18 protein-coding genes are annotated in these 21,489 nt (G+C 74.1%); 4 read left to right on the forward strand and 14 right to left on the reverse strand.

Going from position 1 to position 21,489, the window contains the following annotated elements; translation table 11 throughout:
- Positions 1 to 16: 16 nt before the first annotated feature.
- Positions 17 to 349: a thioredoxin gene (gene trxA / locus OSB71_RS08695; protein WP_265946121.1), complete on the reverse strand. Its 333-nt coding sequence runs from the start codon at positions 347 to 349 to the stop codon at positions 17 to 19.
- Between the two features lie 738 nt (positions 350 to 1,087).
- On the opposite strand from trxA, the gene OSB71_RS08700 reads away from it, so the two are divergent.
- A complete protein-coding gene (locus OSB71_RS08700; RefSeq protein ID WP_265946122.1) occupies positions 1,088 to 1,714 on the forward strand; it encodes a helix-turn-helix domain-containing protein in 627 nt (208 codons plus the stop codon).
- A 69-nt stretch (positions 1,715 to 1,783) separates the two neighbouring features.
- Here the strand turns inward: OSB71_RS08700 and pgi are convergent, their stop codons facing one another.
- The 13 genes from pgi to OSB71_RS08765 form a co-directional block, all read right to left on the reverse strand.
- A complete protein-coding gene (gene pgi, locus OSB71_RS08705) occupies positions 1,784 to 3,424 on the reverse strand; it encodes a glucose-6-phosphate isomerase (protein ID WP_265946123.1) in 1,641 nt (546 codons plus the stop codon).
- Between the two features lie 135 nt (positions 3,425 to 3,559).
- Positions 3,560 to 3,895, reverse strand: a complete 336-nt coding sequence (locus tag OSB71_RS08710; RefSeq protein WP_265946125.1) for an RNA polymerase-binding protein RbpA — start codon at positions 3,893 to 3,895, stop codon at positions 3,560 to 3,562.
- 162 nt (positions 3,896 to 4,057) lie between these two features.
- Positions 4,058 to 4,282, reverse strand: coding sequence for a preprotein translocase subunit SecG (secG, locus tag OSB71_RS08715; RefSeq protein WP_265946361.1), 225 nt, complete (start codon positions 4,280 to 4,282; stop codon positions 4,058 to 4,060).
- 131 nt (positions 4,283 to 4,413) lie between these two features.
- The gene (gene tpiA, locus OSB71_RS08720; protein ID WP_265946126.1) at positions 4,414 to 5,190 is read right to left on the reverse strand and encodes a triose-phosphate isomerase; all 777 of its coding nucleotides are present in this window, start codon (positions 5,188 to 5,190) and stop codon (positions 4,414 to 4,416) included.
- 5 nt (positions 5,191 to 5,195) lie between these two features.
- Complete coding sequence (locus OSB71_RS08725) at positions 5,196 to 6,419, reverse strand: phosphoglycerate kinase (protein WP_265946128.1); 1,224 nt, start codon at positions 6,417 to 6,419, stop codon at positions 5,196 to 5,198.
- Positions 6,420 to 6,538: 119 nt separating this feature from the next.
- On the reverse strand, positions 6,539 to 7,543 hold the full coding sequence (gap, locus tag OSB71_RS08730; RefSeq protein WP_265946130.1) for a type I glyceraldehyde-3-phosphate dehydrogenase: 1,005 nt from the start codon (positions 7,541 to 7,543) through the stop codon (positions 6,539 to 6,541).
- A gap of 281 nt (positions 7,544 to 7,824) precedes the next feature.
- Complete coding sequence (gene whiA / locus OSB71_RS08735; RefSeq protein ID WP_265946132.1) at positions 7,825 to 8,802, reverse strand: DNA-binding protein WhiA; 978 nt, start codon at positions 8,800 to 8,802, stop codon at positions 7,825 to 7,827.
- Positions 8,793 to 9,815, reverse strand: a complete 1,023-nt coding sequence (locus tag OSB71_RS08740) for a gluconeogenesis factor YvcK family protein (protein WP_265946133.1) — start codon at positions 9,813 to 9,815, stop codon at positions 8,793 to 8,795. Before OSB71_RS08740 ends, whiA begins: the two co-directional genes overlap by 10 nt.
- Complete coding sequence (gene rapZ, locus OSB71_RS08745; RefSeq protein ID WP_416237227.1) at positions 9,812 to 10,879, reverse strand: RNase adapter RapZ; 1,068 nt, start codon at positions 10,877 to 10,879, stop codon at positions 9,812 to 9,814. The genes OSB71_RS08740 and rapZ overlap by 4 nt, the downstream gene beginning before the upstream one ends.
- Before the next feature lie 44 nt (positions 10,880 to 10,923).
- On the reverse strand, positions 10,924 to 12,915 hold the full coding sequence (gene uvrC / locus OSB71_RS08750) for an excinuclease ABC subunit UvrC (protein WP_265946137.1): 1,992 nt from the start codon (positions 12,913 to 12,915) through the stop codon (positions 10,924 to 10,926).
- Between the two features lie 203 nt (positions 12,916 to 13,118).
- On the reverse strand, positions 13,119 to 13,418 hold the full coding sequence (locus OSB71_RS08755; RefSeq protein ID WP_265946138.1) for a DUF6342 family protein: 300 nt from the start codon (positions 13,416 to 13,418) through the stop codon (positions 13,119 to 13,121).
- Between the two features lie 202 nt (positions 13,419 to 13,620).
- Positions 13,621 to 14,274: an MBL fold metallo-hydrolase gene (locus tag OSB71_RS08760; protein ID WP_265946139.1), complete on the reverse strand. Its 654-nt coding sequence runs from the start codon at positions 14,272 to 14,274 to the stop codon at positions 13,621 to 13,623.
- Positions 14,275 to 14,312: 38 nt separating this feature from the next.
- Positions 14,313 to 15,143, reverse strand: a complete 831-nt coding sequence (locus OSB71_RS08765; protein WP_265946141.1) for a maleylpyruvate isomerase family mycothiol-dependent enzyme — start codon at positions 15,141 to 15,143, stop codon at positions 14,313 to 14,315.
- 270 nt (positions 15,144 to 15,413) lie between these two features.
- Between OSB71_RS08765 and uvrA the strand changes: the two genes are divergently transcribed.
- From uvrA to OSB71_RS08780, 3 genes are all read left to right on the forward strand, one after another.
- On the forward strand, positions 15,414 to 18,323 hold the full coding sequence (uvrA, locus tag OSB71_RS08770) for an excinuclease ABC subunit UvrA (protein ID WP_265946144.1): 2,910 nt from the start codon (positions 15,414 to 15,416) through the stop codon (positions 18,321 to 18,323).
- Positions 18,320 to 18,745 (forward strand): Rieske (2Fe-2S) protein, encoded by a 426-nt coding sequence (locus OSB71_RS08775; RefSeq protein WP_265946146.1) that lies wholly within the window; start codon positions 18,320 to 18,322, stop codon positions 18,743 to 18,745. Before uvrA ends, OSB71_RS08775 begins: the two co-directional genes overlap by 4 nt.
- A 350-nt stretch (positions 18,746 to 19,095) precedes the next feature.
- A complete protein-coding gene (locus OSB71_RS08780) occupies positions 19,096 to 21,357 on the forward strand; it encodes a phosphodiester glycosidase family protein (RefSeq protein ID WP_265946147.1) in 2,262 nt (753 codons plus the stop codon).
- The last annotated feature ends 132 nt before the right edge of the window (positions 21,358 to 21,489 follow it).

Here is a 21,489-nt window from a genome sequence, read left to right on the forward strand (position 1 = left end):
TTCCCGGAAACGGCAATTACCCGAGGTATGCAGCCAGTTTCTTTTCCAGGGCGGGTTTCGGAGCGGCACCGACCCAGCCTTCCCGGGCTTCTCCCCCGGAATAGATCACGAAGGCCGGAATGGAGGAGACCCCGTGCTGCGCCGCGACGCCGGGCTCCTGGTCGACGTTGACCTTGACCACGTCCAGGACCTTCGCCTGCTCGGCGGCCAGTTGCTCCACGATCGGGGTGACCATGCGGCACGGGGCGCACCAGGGGGCCCAGAACTGGATCAGGACGGGTTTGTCCGAGTGCAGCACGCGGTCGGAGAACGTCTCCTCGGTGACGCTGTCCACGGGGTTGGGGGCCATGGGTGGTTCCTCCTGTGTCATCGGTGGGCGTTGCCGTCGGTGGCGTGGGGCGCCGTCAGCGGCGTGGGCCGTCGCCGGGCGCGGTGTGGGTGGTCGGCGCGCGGCGTGGGCGGCCGCCGCGCGCGGCGGGGCGTCGGACGGCTCATCCGTCCGCCGGTGCCGCCGCGCGGGCGGGTGCGCGGCGCGAGGGCGGCGCGGGCGCGGGCGCGGTGGAGGTCAGGTGGTGAGCGGTCGTCCCGCGGACACCCGGGGCGCCGGCCGCCGCCCCGCCCGGCGTTCCCGCGCGGGTCCGTGCCTCCGCCGCTCGCGCCACCGCGGTGGTCCGCCCCCCGGCGGGGGCCGCGGGCGGGGCCGAAGCCACCGCCGCGCACGTCGCCGGCACCCGGGCCGCGCGGGCCGGTGCGGGGCGGGCTGACGCGCCCGCACCCGCGTGCACGGGGTGCGGAGCCCGCTCGGCGGCGCTTGCTCCACGGGGAGGGGACATGCTGACGGAACTCCTCGTCGCCGTGGCCGCGGGCTCCGGGTCGGCGGTCCGGGCGCGGGAACCGGTGTGCTGGGTGGTGCGCTGGCCCGGAGCGGCCGGTGCTCCGGGGTCGTGTCGGTCCACCGGCCCGGGACGCGGCGCCGCGGCCGGTGGCCGGGGCGCGGTACCGGATGACGGCGTACCTACGTCAACAGGGTGCGACCGACGGGGTTCCCAGGCAATTCTTGTTGCCGTTTCCGGGACGGCCACGTTGAATGGACCGCGTGGATCACTCAGCCGCCATAGCCCGCGCCCTCACCGAGGTCGGCCCTCGCCTGAAGCGGCTGCGCACCGCGCGACGCGTGACGCTGGCCGCGCTCTCCGAGGTGACCGGCATCTCCAAGAGCACGCTGTCCCGGCTGGAGTCCGGGCAGCGCCGACCCAGCCTGGAGCTGCTGCTGCCCATCGCCCAGGCCCACCAGGTACCGCTGGACGAACTCGTCGGGGCCCCGGAGGTCGGGGACCCGCGCATCCGGCTGACGTCCCACCAGGTCGACGGCAACACCGTGCTCCCGCTGACGCGTCAGCCGGGACCGCTGCAGAGCTACAAGATGATCATTCCGGCGCACCGCAGCACGCCCGAGGTGTGCACGCACGAGGGCTACGAGTGGCTCTACGTGCTCTCCGGGCGGCTGCGGCTGATCCTGGCCGACCACGACGTCGTCCTCGGCCCCGGGGAGGCGGCCGAGTTCGACACCCGGCTGCCGCACTGGTTCGGCACCACCGGCCACGGCCCCGTCGAGCTGCTCAGCCTCTTCGGCCGGCAGGGCGAACGCATCCACACCCGCGCCCGCCCGCGCAAGCGCGAGGAGCGCCAGGGCCACGAGGAGCCCGCCCGCTGACCCGGCCGTGGCGGGCGGGCCGGGACGGGCGGGCCGCACCGGCCCGCCCGCTCGGCGGCCGGCGGCCGGTCAGCGCCCGCGCAGCTCGCGGTAGCGGGCGACCAGGGCCGACGTCGAGCCGTCCAGCCCGGGCACCTCGGCGCCCTCGGTCAGCGCCGGTTCGATGCGCTTGGCCAGGACCTTGCCCAGTTCGACGCCCCACTGGTCGAAGGAGTCGATGTTCCAGATCGCGCCCTGCACGAACACCTTGTGCTCGTAGAGCGCGATGAGCTGCCCGAGCACGGCCGGGGTGAGGGCGGAGGCCAGGATCGTCGTCGTGGGCCGGTCGCCGGGGAAGGTGCGGTGCGGCACCTGCTCCTCTGGCACGCCCCCGGCGCGCACCTCCTCGGCCGTCTTGCCGAACGCCAGGGCCTGGCCCTGCGCGAAGAGGTTGGCCATCAGCAGGTCGTGCTGGTCGCGCAGCGGCCCGAGCTCGGCGACGGGTTCGGCGAAGCCGATCAGGTCGGCGGGGACGAGCTTGGTGCCCTGGTGCAGAAGCTGGTAGTAGGCGTGCTGCCCGTTGGTGCCGGGCGTGCCCCACACCACGGGCCCGGTCTGCCAGTCCACCGGCCGGCCCTGGCGGTCCACGGACTTGCCGTTGGACTCCATGTCGAGCTGCTGGAGGTAGGCGGTGAACTTGGACAGGTAGTGCGAGTACGGCAGCACGGCGTGGGCCTGCGCGCCGTGGAAGCCGCCGTACCAGACGCCGAGCAGGCCCAGCAGCAGCGGCGCGTTGTCCTCGGCCGGCGCGGTGCGGAAGTGCTCGTCCATGAGGCGGAAGCCGTCCAGCATCTCGCGGAACCGCTCCGGGCCGATGGCCACCATCAGCGACAGGCCGATCGCCGAGTCGTAGGAGTACCGGCCGCCGACCCAGTCCCAGAACTCGAACATGTTCGCCGTGTCGATGCCGAACGCGGCGACCTCGCCGGCGTTGGTGGAGACGGCGACGAAGTGCCGGGCCACGGCCTCCTCGCCCGCGCCGAGCCCGTCGAGCAGCCAGGCCCGGGCGGCGTGGGCGTTGGTGATCGTCTCGATGGTGGTGAACGTCTTGGAGGCGACGACGAACAGCGTCTCGGCCGGGTCGAGGTCGCGCACCGCCTCGTGCAGATCGGCGCCGTCCACGTTGGAGACGAAGCGGAAGTCGAGCTCCCGCAGCGTGTAGGGGCGCAGCGTCTCGTAGGCCATGGCGGGCCCGAGGTCGGAGCCGCCGATGCCGATGTTCACGACGGTGCGGATGCGGCGGCCGGTGTGGCCGGTCCACGCGCCGGAGCGCACCTGCTCGGCGAAGCGGGCCATCGCGTCGAGCACGGCGTGCACCGCCGGGACGACGTTCTCGCCGTCCACCTCGACGACCGCGTCGCGCGGGGCGCGCAGCGCGGTGTGCAGGACCGCCCGGCCCTCGGTGGTGTTGATCTTCTCGCCGCGGAACATGGCGTCGCGCAGCGCGGCGACCCCGGCGGCGTCCGCGAGGGCGCGCAGCAGGGCCAGCGTCTCGTCGGTGACCAGGTGCTTGGAGTAGTCCAGGTACAGGTCGCCGACCTGGAGGCGGTAGCGCTCCGCGCGTGTCGGGTCGGCGTCGAACAGGCCGCGCAGGTGCGGCGCGCCGACCTGCTCGCGGTGTTCCGCCAGTGCGGCCCACTCCGGCAGTCGGTCCAGGCGTTCGCCGTTCATGTGTGGTGGAAGCCCCTCGTGATCGTCGTTCCCCGCCGGTGACGACTCTAGAGGGCGCCGCGCGCCGCCGCGGGCCGTGACCCGCCTTGCGCGGGGCTCACCACCGCGCGGGCGCCGCCAAGGGCCCGGAGCGCGTCACAGCTCGCCGCGGAGCTTGGCCAGCGCCTCGGCGAGAATGGCCTCGCCGTCCGCGTCGCTGCGCCGCTCCCGGACGTACGCCAGGTGCGTCTTGTACGGCTCCGTGCGCGGGGGCGCCGGGGGGTTGTCCTGGTCCTGCCCCGCGGGGAAGCCGCACCGCGGGCAGTCCCACGTGTCGGGCACCTGCGCGTCGCTGGCGAAGCTCGGCTGCGTCTCGTGCCCGTTGGAGCACCAGAAGGAAATGCGCAGCCGGGGCGCGGACTCGCCGCGCTCGGCCTCCCCCATCGGCCCGGCACCCACCCGGCTGCCCCGGATCGCGTTGCCACCTGCCACGGTCGTCACTCCCTGCCTCACGGTGCTGCGAAGTCGCCCCAGTCTACGTAGGGCCCAACGCGCGTCCCCTGGCCGGAGTTACCCCTCCGCGCGGAACGCGGTCCTCATGATAGGCAGCAAGCGGCCGCCCCTGTCAGCACCGCGTCCGCGCCGACCGCCGGATCAGGCCTTCATCATGACGCCGAGCGCCACGATGAGGGCGAACCAGACGAGGCCGACGACGACCGTGATCCGGTCGAGGTTGCGCTCGGCGACCGAGGAGCCGCCGACCGAGGACTGCATGCCGCCGCCGAACATGTCGGACAGGCCGCCGCCCTTGCCCTTGTGCATCAGGACCAGCAGCATCAGCAGCCCGCTGAAGATGAGCAGGGCGATCGACAGACCCAGTTCCACGGTTGGACCAACTCTCGGCTTCGGTGAACGGACGGTGGTGAGACAGCCTACGACGCGGGCGCCCCCTCGGCCCAGCCCGGCCGCGGAACCGGCCGGACCGGGCCGGGGGGAGCGCGCGGCGGGGCCTACTGGTCGCGGAAGCGGACGATCTTGACGAACTCGTCCACGTCCAGCGAGGCGCCGCCGACCAGGGCGCCGTCGACGTCCGGCTGGTCCATGATCGCGGCCACGTTGCCGGACTTCACGGACCCGCCGTACTGGATGCGGACGCCGTCGGCCAGTCCCTCGTCGTACAGCTCGGCGAGGCGGCCCCGGATCGCCTGGCAGACCTCCTGGGCGTCCTCGGGGGTGGCCACCTCGCCCGTCCCGATGGCCCACACCGGCTCGTAGGCGATGACGATGGCGGCGGCGTCCTCCGCGGCCACCCCGGCCAGCGCGCCGTCGAGCTGGGCGAGGGTGTGCGCGACCTGGTCGCCCGCCTTGCGGACCTCCAGGCCCTCGCCCACGCACAGGATCGGGATGAGGCCGTGCTCGAAGGCGGCCTTCACCTTGGCGTTGCACAGCTCGTCGGTCTCGCCGTGGTACTGGCGGCGCTCGGAGTGGCCGACGACGGCGTAGGTGCAGTTCAGCTTGGCCAGCATCGGGCCGCTGACCTCGCCGGTGTAGGCGCCCGAGGTGTGCGCGGAGATGTCCTGGGCCCCGTACTTGATCTTCAGCTTGTCGCCGTCGACCAGGGTCTGCACCGAGCGCAGGTCGGTGAAGGGCGGCAGGACGGCGACGTCGACACCGTCGTAGTCCTTGTCCGCGAGGGCGAAGGCGAGCTTCTGGACGTGGGCGATGGCCTCCAGGTGGTTGAGGTTCATCTTCCAGTTGCCCGCCATGATGGGCGTGCGCGAACTCATGCGGTTCAGTCCTCCAGTGCGGCGAGGCCGGGCAGCGTCTTGCCCTCGAGGTACTCGAGGCTGGCGCCGCCACCGGTCGAGATGTGGCCGAAGGCGTTCTCGTCGTAGCCCAGGATGCGCACGGCGGCCGCGCTGTCCCCGCCGCCGACGACGGTGAACGCGGGGCTGTCGAGCAGGGCCTGGGCGAGCGCGCGGGTGCCCTCGGCGTAGTCGGGGTGTTCGAAGACGCCCATGGGGCCGTTCCAGAACACGGTGGCCGCGTCCGCGAGCTTCGCCGCGTACAGCTTCCGCGTCTCGGGGCCGACGTCCAGGCCCTGCAGGCCCTCGGGGATGGCGTCGGCGGCGACGGTCACCGGGTGGGCGGGCGCCTTCGTCCTCAGGTCGGGGAAGCCGTCGGCGGCCAGGACGTCGACGGGCAGGACGAACTCCACGCCGCGCTCCTCGGCGCGCCGCAGGTACTCCCGCACGGCCGGCACCTGGTCCTCCTGGAGCAGCGAGTCGCCCACGGCGTGCCCCTGCGCCTTGAGGAAGGTGTAGGCCATGCCGCCGCCGATCAGGATGCGGTCGGCCTTCTCCAGCAGGTGCTCGATCACGCCGAGCTTGTCGGAGACCTTCGCGCCGCCGAGCACGACGGCGTAGGGCCGCTCGACCTCGTCGGTGAGCTTCCTGAGGACGCCGACCTCGGTGGCGATCAGTCCGCCGGCGGCGTGCGGCAGCCGGGCCGGCAGGTCGTAGACCGAGGCGTGCCGGCGGTGGACCGCGCCGAAGCCGTCACCGACGTAGGCGTCCGCCAGGGCGGCCAGCTCGTCGGCGAAGGCACCGCGCTCGGCGTCGTCCTTGCTGGTCTCGCCCGGGTTGAAGCGGAGGTTCTCCAGCAGCGTGACCCCGCCGTCGCCCAGAGAGGCGACGGTGGCCTTCGCGCTGTCCCCCACGGTGTCCGTCGCGAACGCGACGCCGCCGCGCGCCGAGGCGCCCAGCAGCTCGCCCAGCCGCCGGGCGACCGGGGCGAGGGAGAAGCGCGGGTCCGGCTCGCCCTTGGGACGGCCGAGGTGGGAGGCGACGACCACCCGGGCGCCGGCGTCGGCCAGGCGCCTGATCGTCGGGACGGCGGCCCGGATGCGGCCGTCGTCGGTGATGGTGTCCCCGTCCAGCGGGACGTTGAGGTCAGCGCGGACGAAGACCCGCTGGCCGCCGACGCCTTCGGCGAGGAGTTCGTCGATCGTCTTCATGGTGGTGGGTGGCTCCTTGAGATCAGCCCTGCGACATGGCGCGGGGCCCGCGCGGCGCGCCGGTGCGCCGCGCGGGCCCCGTCCCGGTCACTTCTCGTGCCCTGCGACCGCGCGCGGTCTCAGAGCTGGTTGCCGACGAAGACGGTGAGGTCGACCAGGCGGTTGGAGTAGCCCCACTCGTTGTCGTACCAGCCGACGATCTTGACCTGCTTGCCCATCACCATGGTGAGCGAGGAGTCGAAGGTGCACGAGGCCGGCCAGTTGACGATGTCGGAGGAGACGATCGGGTCGGCGGTGTACTCCAGGATGCCCTTGAGCTGACCCTGGGCGGCCTGCTGGAAGGCCTCGTTGACCTCGTCCTTGGAGACCTCGCGGTCCAGCTCGACGACCAGGTCGGTCACCGAGCCGGTCGGCACGGGCACGCGCATGGCGATGCCGTCCAGCTTGCCCTGGAGCTGGGGCAGCACCAGCGCGGTGGCCTTCGCGGCGCCGGTGGAGGTGGGGATGATGTTCTCCGCGGCGGCGCGGGCGCGGCGCAGGTCCTTGTGCGGGAAGTCCAGGATGCGCTGGTCGTTGGTGTAGGCGTGGACCGTCGTCATCATGCCCTTGACGATGCCGAAGCTCTCGTCCAGCACCTTGGCCATCGGCGCCACGCAGTTGGTGGTGCAGGAGGCGTTGGAGATGACGTGGTGCTCGTCCGGCCGGTAGCTGTCGTTGTTGACGCCCATCACCACGGTGATGTCCTCGTCCTTGGCCGGGGCCGAGATGAGGACCTTCTTGGCGCCGCCGGCCAGGTGCTTGGCGGCGTCGTCGCGCTTGGTGAAGATGCCGGTGGACTCGACGACGACGTCGACGCCCAGCTCGCCCCACGGGATGTCGGCCGGGTTCCGCTCGGAGAGGACCTTGACGGTCTTGTCGCCGACGGTGATGGTGTCCTCGGTGTGCGTCACCTCGTCCTTGATCCGGCCGAGGATGGAGTCGTACTTCAGCAGGTGCGCGGTGGTCGCGGTGTCACCCAGGTCGTTGACAGCCACGATCTCGATGTCCGCACCCTGCTCCAGCAGCGCGCGGAAGTAGTTGCGACCGATGCGGCCAAAGCCGTTGATGCCTACGCGGATCGTCACGAACCGATCTCCTCGTTGGTGCGCCGGTGAAGATCTCCGGCGAGCGTGTTTGGGATGTCCCCGACCACCTCCGACCCTACCGCGCCGGGATGGGCCCGGTGACATCGACCGGCGGGTGGAGCGCGTCAGCGCCGGGGGCGCACGCCTCGGTCGGCACGGGCGGCGCGCGGAGGCCCGGCGCGGGCCGTGGGCGCGGCGCCCTCCCTTGGCCCGGGAAAGGCTTTGGACCGGCCCCGTGCCGGGGGCCGGGACGCCGGGCCGGACGCGCCCGCCGGGCGGGGTCAGCCCACCATCTCCTCCGTCAGCGAGGCCTCCGTGCCCGGGATGCCCAGGTCGGAGGCGCGCTTGTCGGCCATGGCCAGCAGGCGGCGGATGCGCCCGGCGACCGCGTCCTTGGTCAGCGGCGGGTCCGCCAGCGCGCCCAGCTCCTCCAGCGAGGCCTGCTTGTGCTCCATGCGCAGGCGGCCGGCGGCGGCCAGGTGCTCGGGCACGTCGTCCGCGAGGATCTCCAGCGCGCGCTGGACCCGGGCGCCGGCGGCCACGGCCGCGCGCGCCGAGCGGCGCAGGTTCGCGTCGTCGAAGTTCGCCAGCCGGTTCGCCGTCGCCCGCACCTCCCGCCGCATGCGGCGCTCCTCCCAGGCGAGCACCGACTCGTGCGCGCCCAGCCGCGTCAACAGCGCGCCGATCGCGTCACCGTCACGGACGACGACGCGGTCAACGCCGCGCACCTCCCGGGCCTTCGCCCCGATCTGCAGCCGCCGCGCCGCGCCCACGAGGGCGAGCGCCGCCTCCGGGCCGGGGCAGGTGACCTCCAGGGAGGAGGAGCGGCCGGGCTCGGTCAGCGAGCCGTGGGCGAGGAAGGCGCCGCGCCAGGCCGCCTCCGCGTCGCAGGTGGCGCCGGAGACGACCTGGGGCGGCAGCCCGCGGATCGGCCGGCCCCGGCCGTCGACCAGGCCGGTCTGCCGGGCGAGCTGGTCCCCGCCGGCCACCACCCGCACGACGTAGCGGCTGCCGCGCCGCAGCCCGCCGGGGGCCATGACCACCAGGTCCGAGGAGTGTCCGAAGATCTCCAGGATGTCCTTGCGCAGCCGCCGCGCCGCGATGCCGGTGTCCAGCTCGGCCTCGATGACGATGCGCCCGCTGACCAGGTGCAGCCCGCCGGCGAACCGCAGGATGGAGGAGACCTCCGACTTCCGGCAGCAGGTCCGCGTCACGGGAAGCCGCGAGATCTCGTCCTTCACCGCTGCCGTCATCGCCATGGGCCGATCCTTCCATGCATCCGAAAAATACGGTCGTACGCGGCGGCCAGCCGTTCCGGGTCGTGACGGGCGGTGTGACCGGCCGCGGCCACCCGCGCCAGCTCCACCGTGCCGCCCAGCCGCTCGGCGGCCTCGCGCAGACTCGGCTGGTCGGGCACAGCATCCTCGTCCGCCAGCACGACGTCGAAGGTGAGTTTAGGGGCGTGTCGGGCCAAAACCTCCAAATGACGCTGCGGGGAGAAACCATCCGTCTCTCCCGGCTGGGGGGCGAGGTTCAGCGACAGCACCTTGCGCGCCCGCGTCTCCGCCAGGGCCTGGAGCAGCTCGGGGACCAGCAGGTGCGGGATCACCGACGAGAACCACGAGCCCGGCCCGAGGACGACCCAGTCGGCGTCCAGCACCGCCTCGACGGCCTCCGGCACGGCGGGCGGGTCGGTCGGGTCCAGCCGCACCTGGAGGACCTCGCCCCGGGTGAGCGCCACGGTGGCCTGGCCGACGACGGTGGTGACGCGGTCGGGCCGAGCGGGGTCGTGGCCGCGCACCTGCGCCTGCAGCCGCAGCGGCACGGCGGACATGGGCAGCACGCGCCCGTGCGCGCCGAGCAGCTTGCCGACGAGGTCGAGGGCGGCGACGTGGTTGCCGAGCTGCTCCCACAGGGCCACGATCAGCAGGTTGCCCACGGCGTGCCCGTGCAGCTCGCCCTCGCCGGCGAAGCGGTGCTGGACGACGCGGGCCCAGGTCTGCCCCCACTCGTCGTCCCCGCACAGCGCGGCCAGCGCCTTGCGCAGATCGCCGGGGGGCAGGACGTCCAGCTCGGCGCGCAGCCGCCCGCTGGAGCCGCCGTCGTCGGCGACGGTGACGACGGCGGTGAGGTCACCGGTGATCCGCCGCAGCGCCGTGAGCGAGGCGGACAGCCCCATGCCCCCGCCCAGCGCGACGACCTTGGGCTGGCCCTTGCCGGGCAGGAGTCTGCGGCGGCGCAGGCGCAGGGAGCGGCCGGTGACCGAACTCATTCGCGGCCCATGTCCCGGTGCACGACGACCGTCTCCACGCCCTCGGCCGACAGCCGGCGGCCCAGCCGTTCGCTCATCGCCACGCTGCGGTGCTTGCCGCCCGTGCAGCCGATGGCGATCGTGACGTAGCGCTTGCCCTCGCGCCGGTACCCGGTGGCCACGAGCCCGAGCAGCTCCGTGTAGCGGTCCAGGAACTCCTTGGCGCCGGGCTGGTCGAAGACGTAGTCGGCCACCTCCGGGCTCGTCCCGGTGAAGGGGCGCAGCTCGGGCACCCAGTGCGGGTTGGGCAGGAAGCGGCAGTCGGCCACCAGGTCGGCGTCGACGGGCAGGCCGTACTTGTAGCCGAAGGACATCACCGTGGCCCGCAGCTCGGGCTCCTCCTCGCCGGCGAACCGGGCGTCCATCTTGGCGCGCAGCTCGTGCACGTTGAGGCTGGAGGTGTCGATGACCAGGTCGGCGTCCCCGCGCAGCTCGCGCAGCAGGTCCCGCTCGGCGGCGATGCCGTCGACGATGCGGCCGTCACCCTGCAGCGGGTGCGGGCGGCGCACGGACTCGAAGCGGCGCACCAGCGCGTCGTCGGACGCCTCCAGGAAGACGGTGCGCCGGGTGACGTGCTTGGCCTCCAGGTCGGCCAGGGACTCCTTGAGGTTGTCGAAGAAGCGGCGGCCCCGGACGTCGACGACGACCGCGATGCGGGCCACGTTGCCCTGCGAGCGGGCGCCGAGGTCGACCATGGTGGGGATCAGGGCGGGTGGCAGGTTGTCCACGACGAACCAGCCGAGGTCCTCCAGGCACTTGGCCGCCGTGCTGCGGCCCGCGCCTGACATGCCGGAGATGATCACCAGCTCCGGGATCGTCGCCGCCTCGGGGCCCTCCGCCTCGGCCGCCGTGCCCGTGTCCACCTGTGCTCCCGTCTCGTGCGTGGGGTGTGCCGGTCCGTGCGCCGGGTCCGGCGCGGGCCGGGTGGGGTGACCCGTGCCCGGTCCGCCGTCCGGCGTGCCGGCGCCGGCCGCGCTCGCGTCACGGGCCGCGCCCGTGGCGCCTCTCGGTTCGTGGCTGCCCATCTTCTGCTCCCCCGGATCGGTGTCGGTACGCGTGCCGGGCACGTCTACGTTCCATCATCGTCGATGATCTCGCCCGTGGCGGTGTTGACCGCCGGGACGCCGCGGGGCCGCGCGGCCAGGGCGGCGGCGACCGTCTCGGCGGTCTTGCGGCCTATGCCGGGCACCTCGCAGATCTCCTCCACGGTGGCCGACCGCAGCCGCCTGACCGAGCCGAAGTGCTTCACCAGCGCCTGCTTTCGGGCCTCGCCGAGCCCCGGCACGGCGTCCAGCGGTCCCGTCCTCAGCGCGCGCGAGCGCTTGCCGCGCTGGTAGCGGATGGCGAACCGGTGGGCCTCGTCCCGCACCCGCTGGAGCAGGTACAGGCCCTCGCTGCTGCGCGGCAGCACCACCGGGTCGTGCTCGCCGGGCACCCACACCTCCTCCAGCCGCTTGGCCAGGCCGCAGACGGCCACGTCGTCGACGCCGAGCTCGTCGAGCGCGGCGCGGGCCGCGGCCACCTGCGGTCGGCCGCCGTCGACCACCACCAACTGCGGCGGGTAGGCGAAGCGCCTGGGCCTGCCCTCGGCGGTGCGCGGGCCGGTCTCCGCGGGGTCGTCCTCGCCGTCCTCCTCGGGCACCGTCCACTCCCCCGTCTCCCGGCGTTCGGCCAGGTAGCGGCGGAACCGGCGGCCGACGACCTCGCGCATGGCGCGCACGTCGTCCTGGCCGGCGAAGGACCGGATCTGGAAGCGCCGGTACTCGCTCTTGCGGGCGAGGCCGTCCTCGAAGACGACCATGGACGCCACGACGTCCTCGCCCTGGAGGTGGGAGACGTCGAAGCACTCGATGCGCAGCGGGACGCTGTCCAGCTCCAGCGCCTCGGCGATCTCCTCCAGGGCGCGGGACCGGGTGGTCAGGTCGGAGGCGCGCTTGGTCTTGTGCAGGGCCAGGGCCTGCTGCGCGTTGCGCTCGACGGTCTCCATCAGCGCCCGCTTGTCGCCGCGCTGCGGCACGCGCAGGCTGACCCGGGAGCCGCGGCGTTCGGTGAGCCACTGGCCGACCGGCTCGGCCGGGTCGGGCAGGGCGGGGACGAGCACCTCCTTGGGCACGGCGTCCCCGCGCTCCTCGCCGTAGAGCTGCTGGAGCGCGTGCTCGACCAGGTCGGCCCGGGTGACGGCCTCGACCTTGTCGGTGACCCAGCCGCGCTGCCCGCGCACCCGGCCCCCGCGCACGTGGAAGATCTGCACCGCCGCCTCCAGCTCGTCCTCGGCCAGCGCGACGAGGTCGGCGTCGGTGGCGTCGGTGAGGACGACGGCGTTCTTCTCCATGGCGCGCTTGAGCGCCCCGATGTCGTCCCGCAGCCGGGCGGCCCGCTCGTACTCCATCTCCTCGGCCGCCTCCGCCATCGCCTCCTCCAGCCGGCGCAGGTAGGCGCCGGTGCGCCCGGCCATGAAGTCGGCGAACTCCTCGGCCAGTTCGCGGTGCTCCGCGGCGCTGACCCGGCCGACGCAGGGCGCGGCGCACTTGTCGATGTAGCCCAGCAGGCAGGGGCGGCCGATCTGCGCCGAGCGCTTGAAGACGCCGGCCGAGCAGGTGCGCACCGGGAAGACCCGCAGCAGCAGGTCGACGGTCTCGCGGATCGCCCAGGCGTGGCTGTAGGGGCCGAAGTAGCGCACGCCCTTGCGCTTGGCGCCGCGCATGACCTGTACCCGGGGGTACTCCTCGTTCAGCGTCACGGCCAGGTACGGGTAGCTCTTGTCGTCGCGGTACTTGACGTTGAACCGGGGGTCGAACTCCTTGATCCAGGTGTACTCGAGCTGGAGGGCCTCGACCTCGGTGCCGACGACCGTCCACTCCACGGAGGCCGCCGTCGTCACCATCGTGCGGGTGCGCGGGTGCAGCCCGGCCAGGTCCTGGAAGTAGGAGGCGAGGCGCTGCCGCAGGCTCTTGGCCTTGCCCACGTAGATCACCCGGCGGTGCTCGTCGCGGAAGCGGTAGACGCCGGGCGAGTCCGGGACCTGGCCGGGTTCGGGCCGGTAGCTGGACGGATCTGCCATGTCGGACACCCTACGTGCGGGCGGGGACGGTCCGCGGTGACCGCCCCCGTCCGCCGCACCCCAGCCGCAGGGGGGGAAGTGAGCGCCGGGCCCCAGGCTGTGTCGGCTGCGGCTGATCGCGTGACCTGAAAGGGCCCACGCGACCTGCACGGTCGCGTGGGCCCTTGTTCTGTGCGCGGAGACGGGCGCGCCCTGACTGACGACTAGTAGCGGAGGTCCCGCTGCTCGGTGATCAGGCGGCCGGCGATGTGCAGGTTGCCTTCGGAGTCGAGCACGGCGATGATCTTCTTCGTCGAACCGTGATGGGTCGTGAAGTAGATCTTGTCCGCCTCCTGCGAGGTGGAGTAGTTCGAGTTCACGGACAGCTCGATGCTCACGGGAGAGCTGATGAGCACGTCCTTCTTGGGCGAGTTCGGGTAGACCTGGTTCTGCCGCAGCCGGATGCGGCCGTGGGTGTCTCCCTCGTCCCAGTCCGTCGCTACCCCGAGATCGATGTCAGCCATGCGACTTCCCCCTTTTGCTGGTATGTGGGCTCTCGGCGCAGGTACTGCGGGGCGCCTGCGCCGCAGCTAAACCTATGCGGACAACGCAGGTGTCGCCCCTGACGGTGCCTGCGTATGGCCGAATCTCGACCTCAGGTGTCTCGAATCAGCGTGCAGGCCACCCGAGGGCGCGGGTGCGGCCGGCGGAGCAGGATGCATGTGGCTACCAGCCTCGTGCGCGCCACTCCGGGAGATGGGGGCGCTCCGCCCCGAGGGTGGTGTCGTTACCGTGACCGGGGTAGACCCACGTCTCGTCGGGGAGGGCGCCGAACACCTTGGCTTCCAGGTCATCCATCAGGGAGTTGAACTCCTCCGGTTGTGTTGTCCGTCCAGGACCGCCGGGGAAGAGGCAGTCGCCGGTGAACAGGTGCGGGTGCCCGTGCGGGTCGTCGTAGACGAGCGCGACGGAGCCCGGGGTGTGCCCGACCAGGTGGCGGACGGTGAGCCGGCAGGCGCCGAAGGACACGGTGGCGCCGTCGTCCAGCGGCTCGTCGGTGGGCACCGGGATGCCGTCGGCGTCCTCCCGGCCCGCGTAGGTGCGCGCGCCGGTGGCGGTGACCACTTCCTCCAGGGCCTGCCAGTGGTCGCCGTGCCGGTGGGTGGTGACCACACCGGTGATCCCGTCGCCGCCGATCAGGTGCAGCAGCGTCTCGGGGTCGTTGGCCGCGTCGACGAGGAGCTGCTCCCCGGTCGTGCGGCAGCGCAGCAGGTAGGCGTTGTTGTCCATGGGGCCGACGGCGACCTTGGAGATCATCAGGTCGGCCAGTTCGTGCACGTCGGCGGGGCCGCCGACGGTGACCTTTCCGGTGTAGGGCATGTGCGCTCCTTGCGGCGGGTGGGGCGGGTGCGCGCGGTTCACAGCGGCGGCAGCAGCGGGAGCCGGCCGCCGTCGGTGGACAGTCCGGTGCCGGGGGTGCGCCCGGCGAGCCAGCCCGCCAGCGCGGCGGCGGACCCGGTGACGACGACGGGGCCGGTGGCGTCGCCCTCGCCGTCCGGGCCGCCGGGGTTCATCGGGCGCCCGGTGCGCCAGGTGCGGCCGGCGTCGTCGCGCAGCTCGGTGGCCGGGACCTCGGAGTTGCCGGTGAAGCGCTTGGCCAGGTAGGCGATGAGCCGGCCGGTGAACTCCGCGGGCAGCTCGTCCAGGGTGCGGCCCGCGTCGAGGTCGAGGTGGTGCAGCTCGATCTCCACCTGGCGGCGGAAGGGGATGGCGGCGGCGCGGTCGCGCACGCCGTTGCGCAGCTCCACCTCGCGCTGCCACTCCTCGCCCCGGTAGCGCGCGAAGGCGCGGTCCAGCCGCTCGGCGGTCTCCCGGACGTCGTCGAGCTGCTCACCGAGCGGGCGGGCGGCGCCGCGCTCGATGTCGGCGTCGCGCGCCTCGGCGCTGGCGTACATGGGGCGGCCTTCGAGGACGTTCACCAGCGCGTCGGCGTTGCGCGCGAGGTGGGTGAGCACGTGCCCGCGGGACCAGCCGGGCAGGGCGGACGGGGCGGTGACGGCCGCCTCCGGGGCCGCTCCGGCGGCGTCGGCGGGGGCAAGTTTCGCGACCGCCGCGAGCAGCGTGCCGGTGGACTCCCGCAGGACGGCGACGTCGTGCTCCGGCGCGGTGGCGCCGTTCGCTGGGGCGCCGTTCGCGGGGGTGCCGGGGGTGCCGGCGGTCTCGGGGGTCTCGGACGCGGAGGAAGTCATGATCCAACGCTACGCCGAACCCGCCCCGGCCGGGGATGCCGGGACGCTCCGGCCCCGCGGGGCCGCCGGGTGCGCGCGGGAGCCGGGGCCCGCGCCCGCCACGTTCGGGTGATATCGGGCACGGGGGGCGCGGGACGGCGTCGAATCGAATGTGCGTGCTATAAGCTCGCGCGAGTGGCATCTCGACGACATTCCGGCGGCGGCCCCCATACCCTGGGAGGGGGGCCGCCTGCCCGTGCCCTCTCCCCGCAACGAAAGGTGCCGACCGGCGTGGCCGACCGTCTCATCGTGCGTGGCGCTCGCGAGCACAATCTGAAGAACGTCTCGCTCGACCTCCCACGCGACTCCCTCATCGTCTTCACCGGGCTGTCGGGGTCGGGCAAGTCCTCGCTCGCGTTCGACACCATCTTCGCCGAGGGCCAGCGGCGCTACGTGGAGTCCCTGTCGTCCTACGCACGGCAGTTCCTGGGCCAGATGGACAAGCCGGACGTCGACTTCATCGAGGGCCTGTCCCCGGCGGTGTCGATCGACCAGAAGTCCACCTCGCGCAACCCCCGCTCGACGGTCGGCACGATCACCGAGGTCTACGACTACCTGCGGCTGCTGTTCGCCCGGATCGGCAAGCCGCACTGCCCCGAGTGCGGCCGGCCCATCGCCCGGCAGTCCCCGCAGGCCGTGGTGGACAAGGTGCTCTCGCTGGCCGAGGGCAGCCGTTTCCAGGTGCTCTCGCCGCTGGTGCGCGAGCGCAAGGGCGAGTTCGCCGACCTCTTCGCCGACCTGCAGACCAAGGGCTACAGCCGCGCCCGCGTCGACGGCGCCACGGTGCAGCTCTCGGACCCGCCGAAGCTGAAGAAGCAGGAGAAGCACACGATCGAGGTGGTCGTGGACCGCCTCACCGTCAAGGAGAGCGCCAAGCGGCGGCTGACGGACTCGGTCGAGACGGCGCTGGGCCTGTCCGGCGGCATGGTCATCCTGGACTTCGTCGATCTGGACGAGGACGACCCGCAGCGCGAGCGGATGTTCTCCGAGCACCTGTACTGCCCCCACGACGACCTGTCGTTCGAGGAGCTGGAACCGCGCTCGTTCTCCTTCAACTCCCCCTTCGGCGCCTGCCCGGAGTGCACCGGCATCGGCACCCGCATGGAGGTCGACCCCGACCTCATCGTCCCGGACCCGGACAAGTCGCTGGACGAGGGCGCGATCCACCCGTGGTCGCACGGGCACAACAAGGAGTACTTCGGGCGGCTGGTCGGCGCGCTGGCCGACGCCCTGGGCTTCCGCACCGACATCCCGTGGGCCGGGCTCCCGCAGCGCGCGAGGAAGGCCCTGCTGAACGGCCACCGCACCCAGATCGACGTGCGCTACCGCAACCGGTACGGGCGGGAGCGCTCCTACACCACCGCCTTCGAGGGCGCGGTGCCGTTCGTGCGCCGCCGGCACTCCGAGGCCGAGTCGGACACCAGCCGCGAGCGCTTCGAGGGCTACATGCGCGAGGTGCCCTGCCCGTCGTGCGAGGGCACCCGGCTGAAGCCGATCGTGCTGGCGGTGACGGTGCACGGGCGGTCGATCGCCGACATCTCGGCCATGTCCATCAGCGAGTGCGCCGACTTCCTGCGCGAGCTGGAGCTCACCGCGCGCGAGAAGAAGATCGCCGAGCGGGTGCTGAAGGAGGTCAACGAGCGGCTGCGGTTCCTCGTCGACGTCGGCCTGGACTACCTCTCGCTCAACCGCGCGGCCGGGACGCTCTCCGGCGGCGAGGCGCAGCGCATCCGGCTGGCCACGCAGATCGGCTCCGGCCTCGTCGGCGTCCTGTACGTGCTGGACGAGCCGTCGATCGGCCTGCACCAGCGGGACAACCACCGGCTCATCGAGACGCTGGTGCGGCTGCGGAACCTGGGCAACACGCTCATCGTCGTCGAGCACGACGAGGACACCATCCGCGCCTCGGACTGGGTGGTCGACATCGGCCCCGGCGCGGGCGAGCACGGCGGCGAGGTCGTGCACAGCGGCCCGCTGGCCGAACTGCTGGCCAACGACGCGTCGACGACCGGCCAGTACCTCGCCGGGCGGCGCAGCATCCCCACCCCCGACAAGCGCCGCCCGGTGGACGAGGGGCGCAAGCTCACCGTCGTCGGCGCACGCGAGCACAACCTGCGCGACATCGACGTCGAGTTCCCGCTCGGCGTGCTGACGGCCGTCACCGGCGTCTCGGGCTCGGGCAAGTCCACCCTGGTCAACGACATCCTCTACACCCACCTGGCGCGCGAGCTGAACGGCGCGAAGACGGTGCCCGGGCGGCACACCCGGGTGACGGGCGACGACCTGGTGGACAAGGTCGTGCACGTGGACCAGTCGCCCATCGGCCGCACCCCGCGCTCCAACCCGGCCACCTACACGGGCGTCTTCGACCACGTGCGCCGGCTGTTCGCCGAGACGATGGAGGCCAAGGTCCGCGGCTACCTGCCGGGGCGCTTCTCCTTCAACGTCAAGGGCGGTCGCTGCGAGAACTGCTCGGGCGACGGCACGATCAAGATCGAGATGAACTTCCTGCCCGACGTCTACGTGCCGTGCGAGGTCTGCCACGGCGCCCGGTACAACCGGGAGACGCTGGAGGTGCACTACAAGGGCAAGAACATCGCCGAGGTGCTGGACATGCCGATCGAGGAGGCGCTCGGCTTCTTCGAGGCCGTCCCCGCGATCGCCCGGCACCTGCGCACGCTCACCGACGTCGGCCTGGGCTACGTGCGGCTGGGCCAGTCCGCGCCGACGCTCTCCGGCGGCGAGGCGCAGCGCGTCAAGCTCGCCTCCGAGCTGCAGAAGCGCTCCACCGGGCGGACGGTCTACGTGCTGGACGAGCCCACGACGGGACTGCACTTCGAGGACATCCGCAAGCTCATCAGCGTGCTGGAGGGCCTGGTCGACAAGGGCAACTCGGTCATCGTCATCGAGCACAACCTCGACGTCGTCAAGACGGCGGACTGGGTGGTCGACATGGGCCCCGAGGGCGGCGTCGGCGGCGGCCTGGTCGTCGCCGAGGGCACGCCCGAGGAGGTGGCGGCGGTACCGGCCAGCCACACCGGCAAGTTCCTGCGCGAGCTGCTCGGCGACCGGGTCAGCGACGCCCCGGTGGCGCGGGCTCCGCGCGCGCGGAGCCCGCGCAAGAAGGCGGCCCGGCGATGAGCGACCCGGCACGGACGCGGCCCGACCGCCGGGCCGTGCTCCGGGGCGCCGCCGCGACGGTGGCCGGTGCGGCCGGGCTCGGCGCCGCAGGCTGCGCGGGCCCGGAGGAGCCGGCGCCCGCCCCGCCCGAGGAGCCGGTGACGCTGGGCCGCGCGGCCCGGGTTCCGGTGGGCGAGGCGCACGTCTTCCCCGACCACCACGTCGTCGTCGCGCAGCCGGAACCGGGCGCCTACCGCGCGTTCAGCGCGGTGTGCACCCACCGGCAGTGCCCGATGGCCTTCGTGGAGCGCCTGGAGGTCGTGTGCACCTGCCACGGTTCGCGCTTCGACGCGACGACGGGCGCGGTGCGCCAGGGCCCGGCCCGCGACCCCCTCCCGGAAGTCCCCGTCCGCGCCCAGGGCGACGACCTGGTGGCCGGCTAGCCGACGCCGCGGCGCTCGCGCGGCCCCGGGGCTGTCCGTCCGTGCGGTCCTCCGGGGCGTCCGACCGCCGCCCGCGCGGTACGTCGGGACGCCGCGGGCCCGGCCTCGGCCGGGCCCGCCGTCGGTGGCCGGGCCCGCGTCCCGCCCCGAGACGGCCGCGCGCACGCTCGTCCCCCTCCGTCCGCGTGCGGCTCCGCGGCTCCGCCCGCGGCCTGGCGGGTCACGTCCCATCCCGCGACGATGGGCACGGAGCCACTCGCCCTCAAGCCGCCCCACGGGGCGCGGAGATCACCCGGGCGCGCCGCACGCCGTGCACGCGGACGCGGGGACCGGCTGCCACCCTGTCCGGCGTGACAGCCCTACGCGGCCTCCTGCTCACCCTGGCCACCTCGCTCCTGCTGACGGCGACGGCCGCACCGGCCCGCCCCGCACCTCCGGCCCACCCGGCGCCGCCGGCCTCGGCGCCGGAGGCCGGGCCCGGGCCCCGGGCCCCCTCCGGCTCCAGCTCCGGCGACCGGCGCAGCCTGCCGGTCGCCCCCGGCGTCACGCTCACCTCCTGGGACGAACCCGACGCGGTGGCGCCGCTGCGAGCGGGCGCGCTCACCGTGGACCTCGCCGCGGGCGCCCGCGTGGACTACCTCGCCCCCGCCTCGGTGGCCGAGCGGCGCACCGTCAGCGAGCTGGCGGCGGCGCACGCGCCCGGGGCCGGACGCCGTACCGTCGCGGCGCTCAACGGGGACTTCTTCGACCTGGGCGGCACCGGCGCCCCGCTCGGCCCCGGCCTGCGCGACGGCGTGCTGCGGCACTCCGGCAGCCGGGGCCACACCCGGGCCGTCGGCTTCGGCCCCAGGAGCGGCGGCCGCGTGCTCGACCTCCTCCTCGCGGGCACCGTCCACCTGCCGCACGGCGCCGAGCTGCCGCTCGGCGGGTACGACGCGGCCGACGTGCCCGAGGACGGCATCGGCGCCTACACCCCCCGGTGGGGCACGGCGGACCGGGCGCTGACCGTGGACGGTGCGCAGCGGACCGCGGAGGTGGCCGTGGCCGACGGCGCCGTGGTCTCCGTCCGTGCCGCACCCGGGCGCGGGGCGGTGCCGGAGGGCACCACCGTGCTGGTGGGACGCGGCGCGGGCGCCCGGGCGCTGGCCGCGCTCGCCCCCGGCGACCCGGTGCGGCTGACGTACGGGCCGCGCACCGGGGACGGCGGGCCGCTGCCGCGCACGGCGGTCGGCGGGCGGGAACCGCTGGTGGTCGACGGCGCACCGCGGGACTGGACGGGGGCGCCGAACGACCGCGCCGCGCCCCGGACGGCGGTGGGCTTCTCGGCCGACGGCACGCGGCTGTTCGTGCTGACCGTGGACGGCCGCCAGGCGGCCTCCCGGGGCGTCACGCTGACGCGGCTGGGTCGGATGCTGCACGGGCTGGGCGCCCACCACGCGCTGAACCTGGACGGCGGCGGCTCCTCGACCCTGCTGGCCGGGGCGCCGGGCGCCGCGGCGCCCGAGGTGGTCAACGACCCCTCCGACGGCGCCGAGCGGCCGGTGCCCAACGGGCTCGCCGTCACCGTGCCCCTGGGCAGCGGGCGCCCGGCGGGCTTCCACGTGCGTCCACTGGTGGAGCGCACCGGCGCGCGCCCCGAGCGGGTCTTCCCCGGGCTCACCCGCAGGCTCGCGGCGACCGCCCACGACGAGACGTACGGCCCGGCGCACGCCGTGCCCAGGTGGCGGGTGGACCGGCCCGACCGGGGCGCGGTGGACGCCGGGGGAACCGTGCGCGCCCTGCGTCCGGGGCCGCTCACGGTGACCGCGTGGGCGGGCCGGGCCCGCGGCGGCACGCGGCTGGAGGTGCTCACCGGGCTGGCCCGCCTCCGGGCGACGAGCGGGCGCGTCGGCCTGGCGGCGGCGGGCGACAGCGCCGCGTTCGGCCTCGTCGGCTCCGACGCGGGCGGCCGGGAGGCACCCGTGGAGCCGGGCGACGTCCGGCTCTCCTACGACCGCGAGCTGTTCGACGTCACCGCCGACCCGGCGCGCGGCACGCTCACCGTGACGGCCCGCGCCGACGCGGGCTCCGGCCGGGTGACGGCCGAGGTGGCCGGGCGGCGCGCCGTGGTGGAGGTCGGCATCGGGCTGACGGACGTGCCGGTGGCCGACTTCTCGGACGCCGACCGCTGGGCGTTCTCGGCGGCGCGGGCCGAGGGCGCGCTGAGCGCGGACCCGGCGGGCCGGAAGGGACTCGGGCTGCGGCTGCGCTACGACTTCGGCCGCTCGACGCGGACCCGGGCCGCCTACGCGACGCCGCCCGCCCCGCTGCCGGTGCCCGGGCGGCCGCGGGCGTTCACGCTGTGGCTGCGCGGGGACGGGCACGGCGCGTGGCCCTCGCTGCGGGTGACCGACGCGGCCGGGGTGGGCCACGTGCTGCGCGGGCCGCACGTGACGTGGCACGGCTGGCGCCGGATCTCCTTCCCCGTCCCGGCCGGGCTCGCCCACCCGGTGACCGTCGAGCGCCTGTACCTCGCCGAGACGCGGGCGACCGCGCGGTACGCGGGCGAGGTCGTCCTCGACGAGTTGACGGCCCGGGTGCCGCCGGAGCCCCGCGCCCCGCGGGTGGGCTGAGGCTGTCGGTCGGTCCGGGGCCAGGGACGAGGTCGGTCCGGGGCCAGGGACGACCCACGACAGCCCACTGCGATCATCGGGCACCCCACCGAGGCAGGCCCCGGACCGGCCAACAGCGCCACCGGGGAGTCG

Source organism: Streptomyces marinisediminis (assembly GCF_026262575.1).
Classification (GTDB): Bacteria; Actinomycetota; Actinomycetes; order Streptomycetales; family Streptomycetaceae; genus Streptomyces; species Streptomyces marinisediminis.

Excerpts from the sequence above, each read along its gene's own strand:
- trxA (WP_265946121.1), bottom strand. The coding sequence starts at position 349 with ATGGCCCCCAACCCCGTGGACAGCGTCACCGAGGAGACGTTCTCCGAC.
- tpiA (WP_265946126.1), bottom strand. The coding sequence starts at position 5,190 with ATGAGTTCGCGCACGCCCATCATGGCGGGCAACTGGAAGATGAACCTC.
- OSB71_RS08725 (WP_265946128.1), bottom strand. The coding sequence starts at position 6,419 with ATGAAGACGATCGACGAACTCCTCGCCGAAGGCGTCGGCGGCCAGCGG.
- OSB71_RS08755 (WP_265946138.1), bottom strand. The coding sequence starts at position 13,418 with ATGGCTGACATCGATCTCGGGGTAGCGACGGACTGGGACGAGGGAGAC.
- OSB71_RS08765 (WP_265946141.1), bottom strand. The coding sequence starts at position 15,143 with ATGACTTCCTCCGCGTCCGAGACCCCCGAGACCGCCGGCACCCCCGGC.
- OSB71_RS08740 (WP_265946133.1), bottom strand. The coding sequence starts at position 9,815 with ATGAGTTCGGTCACCGGCCGCTCCCTGCGCCTGCGCCGCCGCAGACTC.
- OSB71_RS08775 (WP_265946146.1), top strand. The coding sequence starts at position 18,320 with ATGAGCGACCCGGCACGGACGCGGCCCGACCGCCGGGCCGTGCTCCGG.
- rapZ (WP_416237227.1), bottom strand. The coding sequence starts at position 10,879 with ATGGGCAGCCACGAACCGAGAGGCGCCACGGGCGCGGCCCGTGACGCG.
- uvrC (WP_265946137.1), bottom strand. The coding sequence starts at position 12,915 with ATGGCAGATCCGTCCAGCTACCGGCCCGAACCCGGCCAGGTCCCGGAC.
- OSB71_RS08700 (WP_265946122.1), top strand. The coding sequence starts at position 1,088 with ATGGACCGCGTGGATCACTCAGCCGCCATAGCCCGCGCCCTCACCGAG.
- whiA (WP_265946132.1), bottom strand. The coding sequence starts at position 8,802 with ATGGCGATGACGGCAGCGGTGAAGGACGAGATCTCGCGGCTTCCCGTG.
- OSB71_RS08760 (WP_265946139.1), bottom strand. The coding sequence starts at position 14,274 with ATGCCCTACACCGGAAAGGTCACCGTCGGCGGCCCCGCCGACGTGCAC.
- pgi (WP_265946123.1), bottom strand. The coding sequence starts at position 3,424 with ATGAACGGCGAACGCCTGGACCGACTGCCGGAGTGGGCCGCACTGGCG.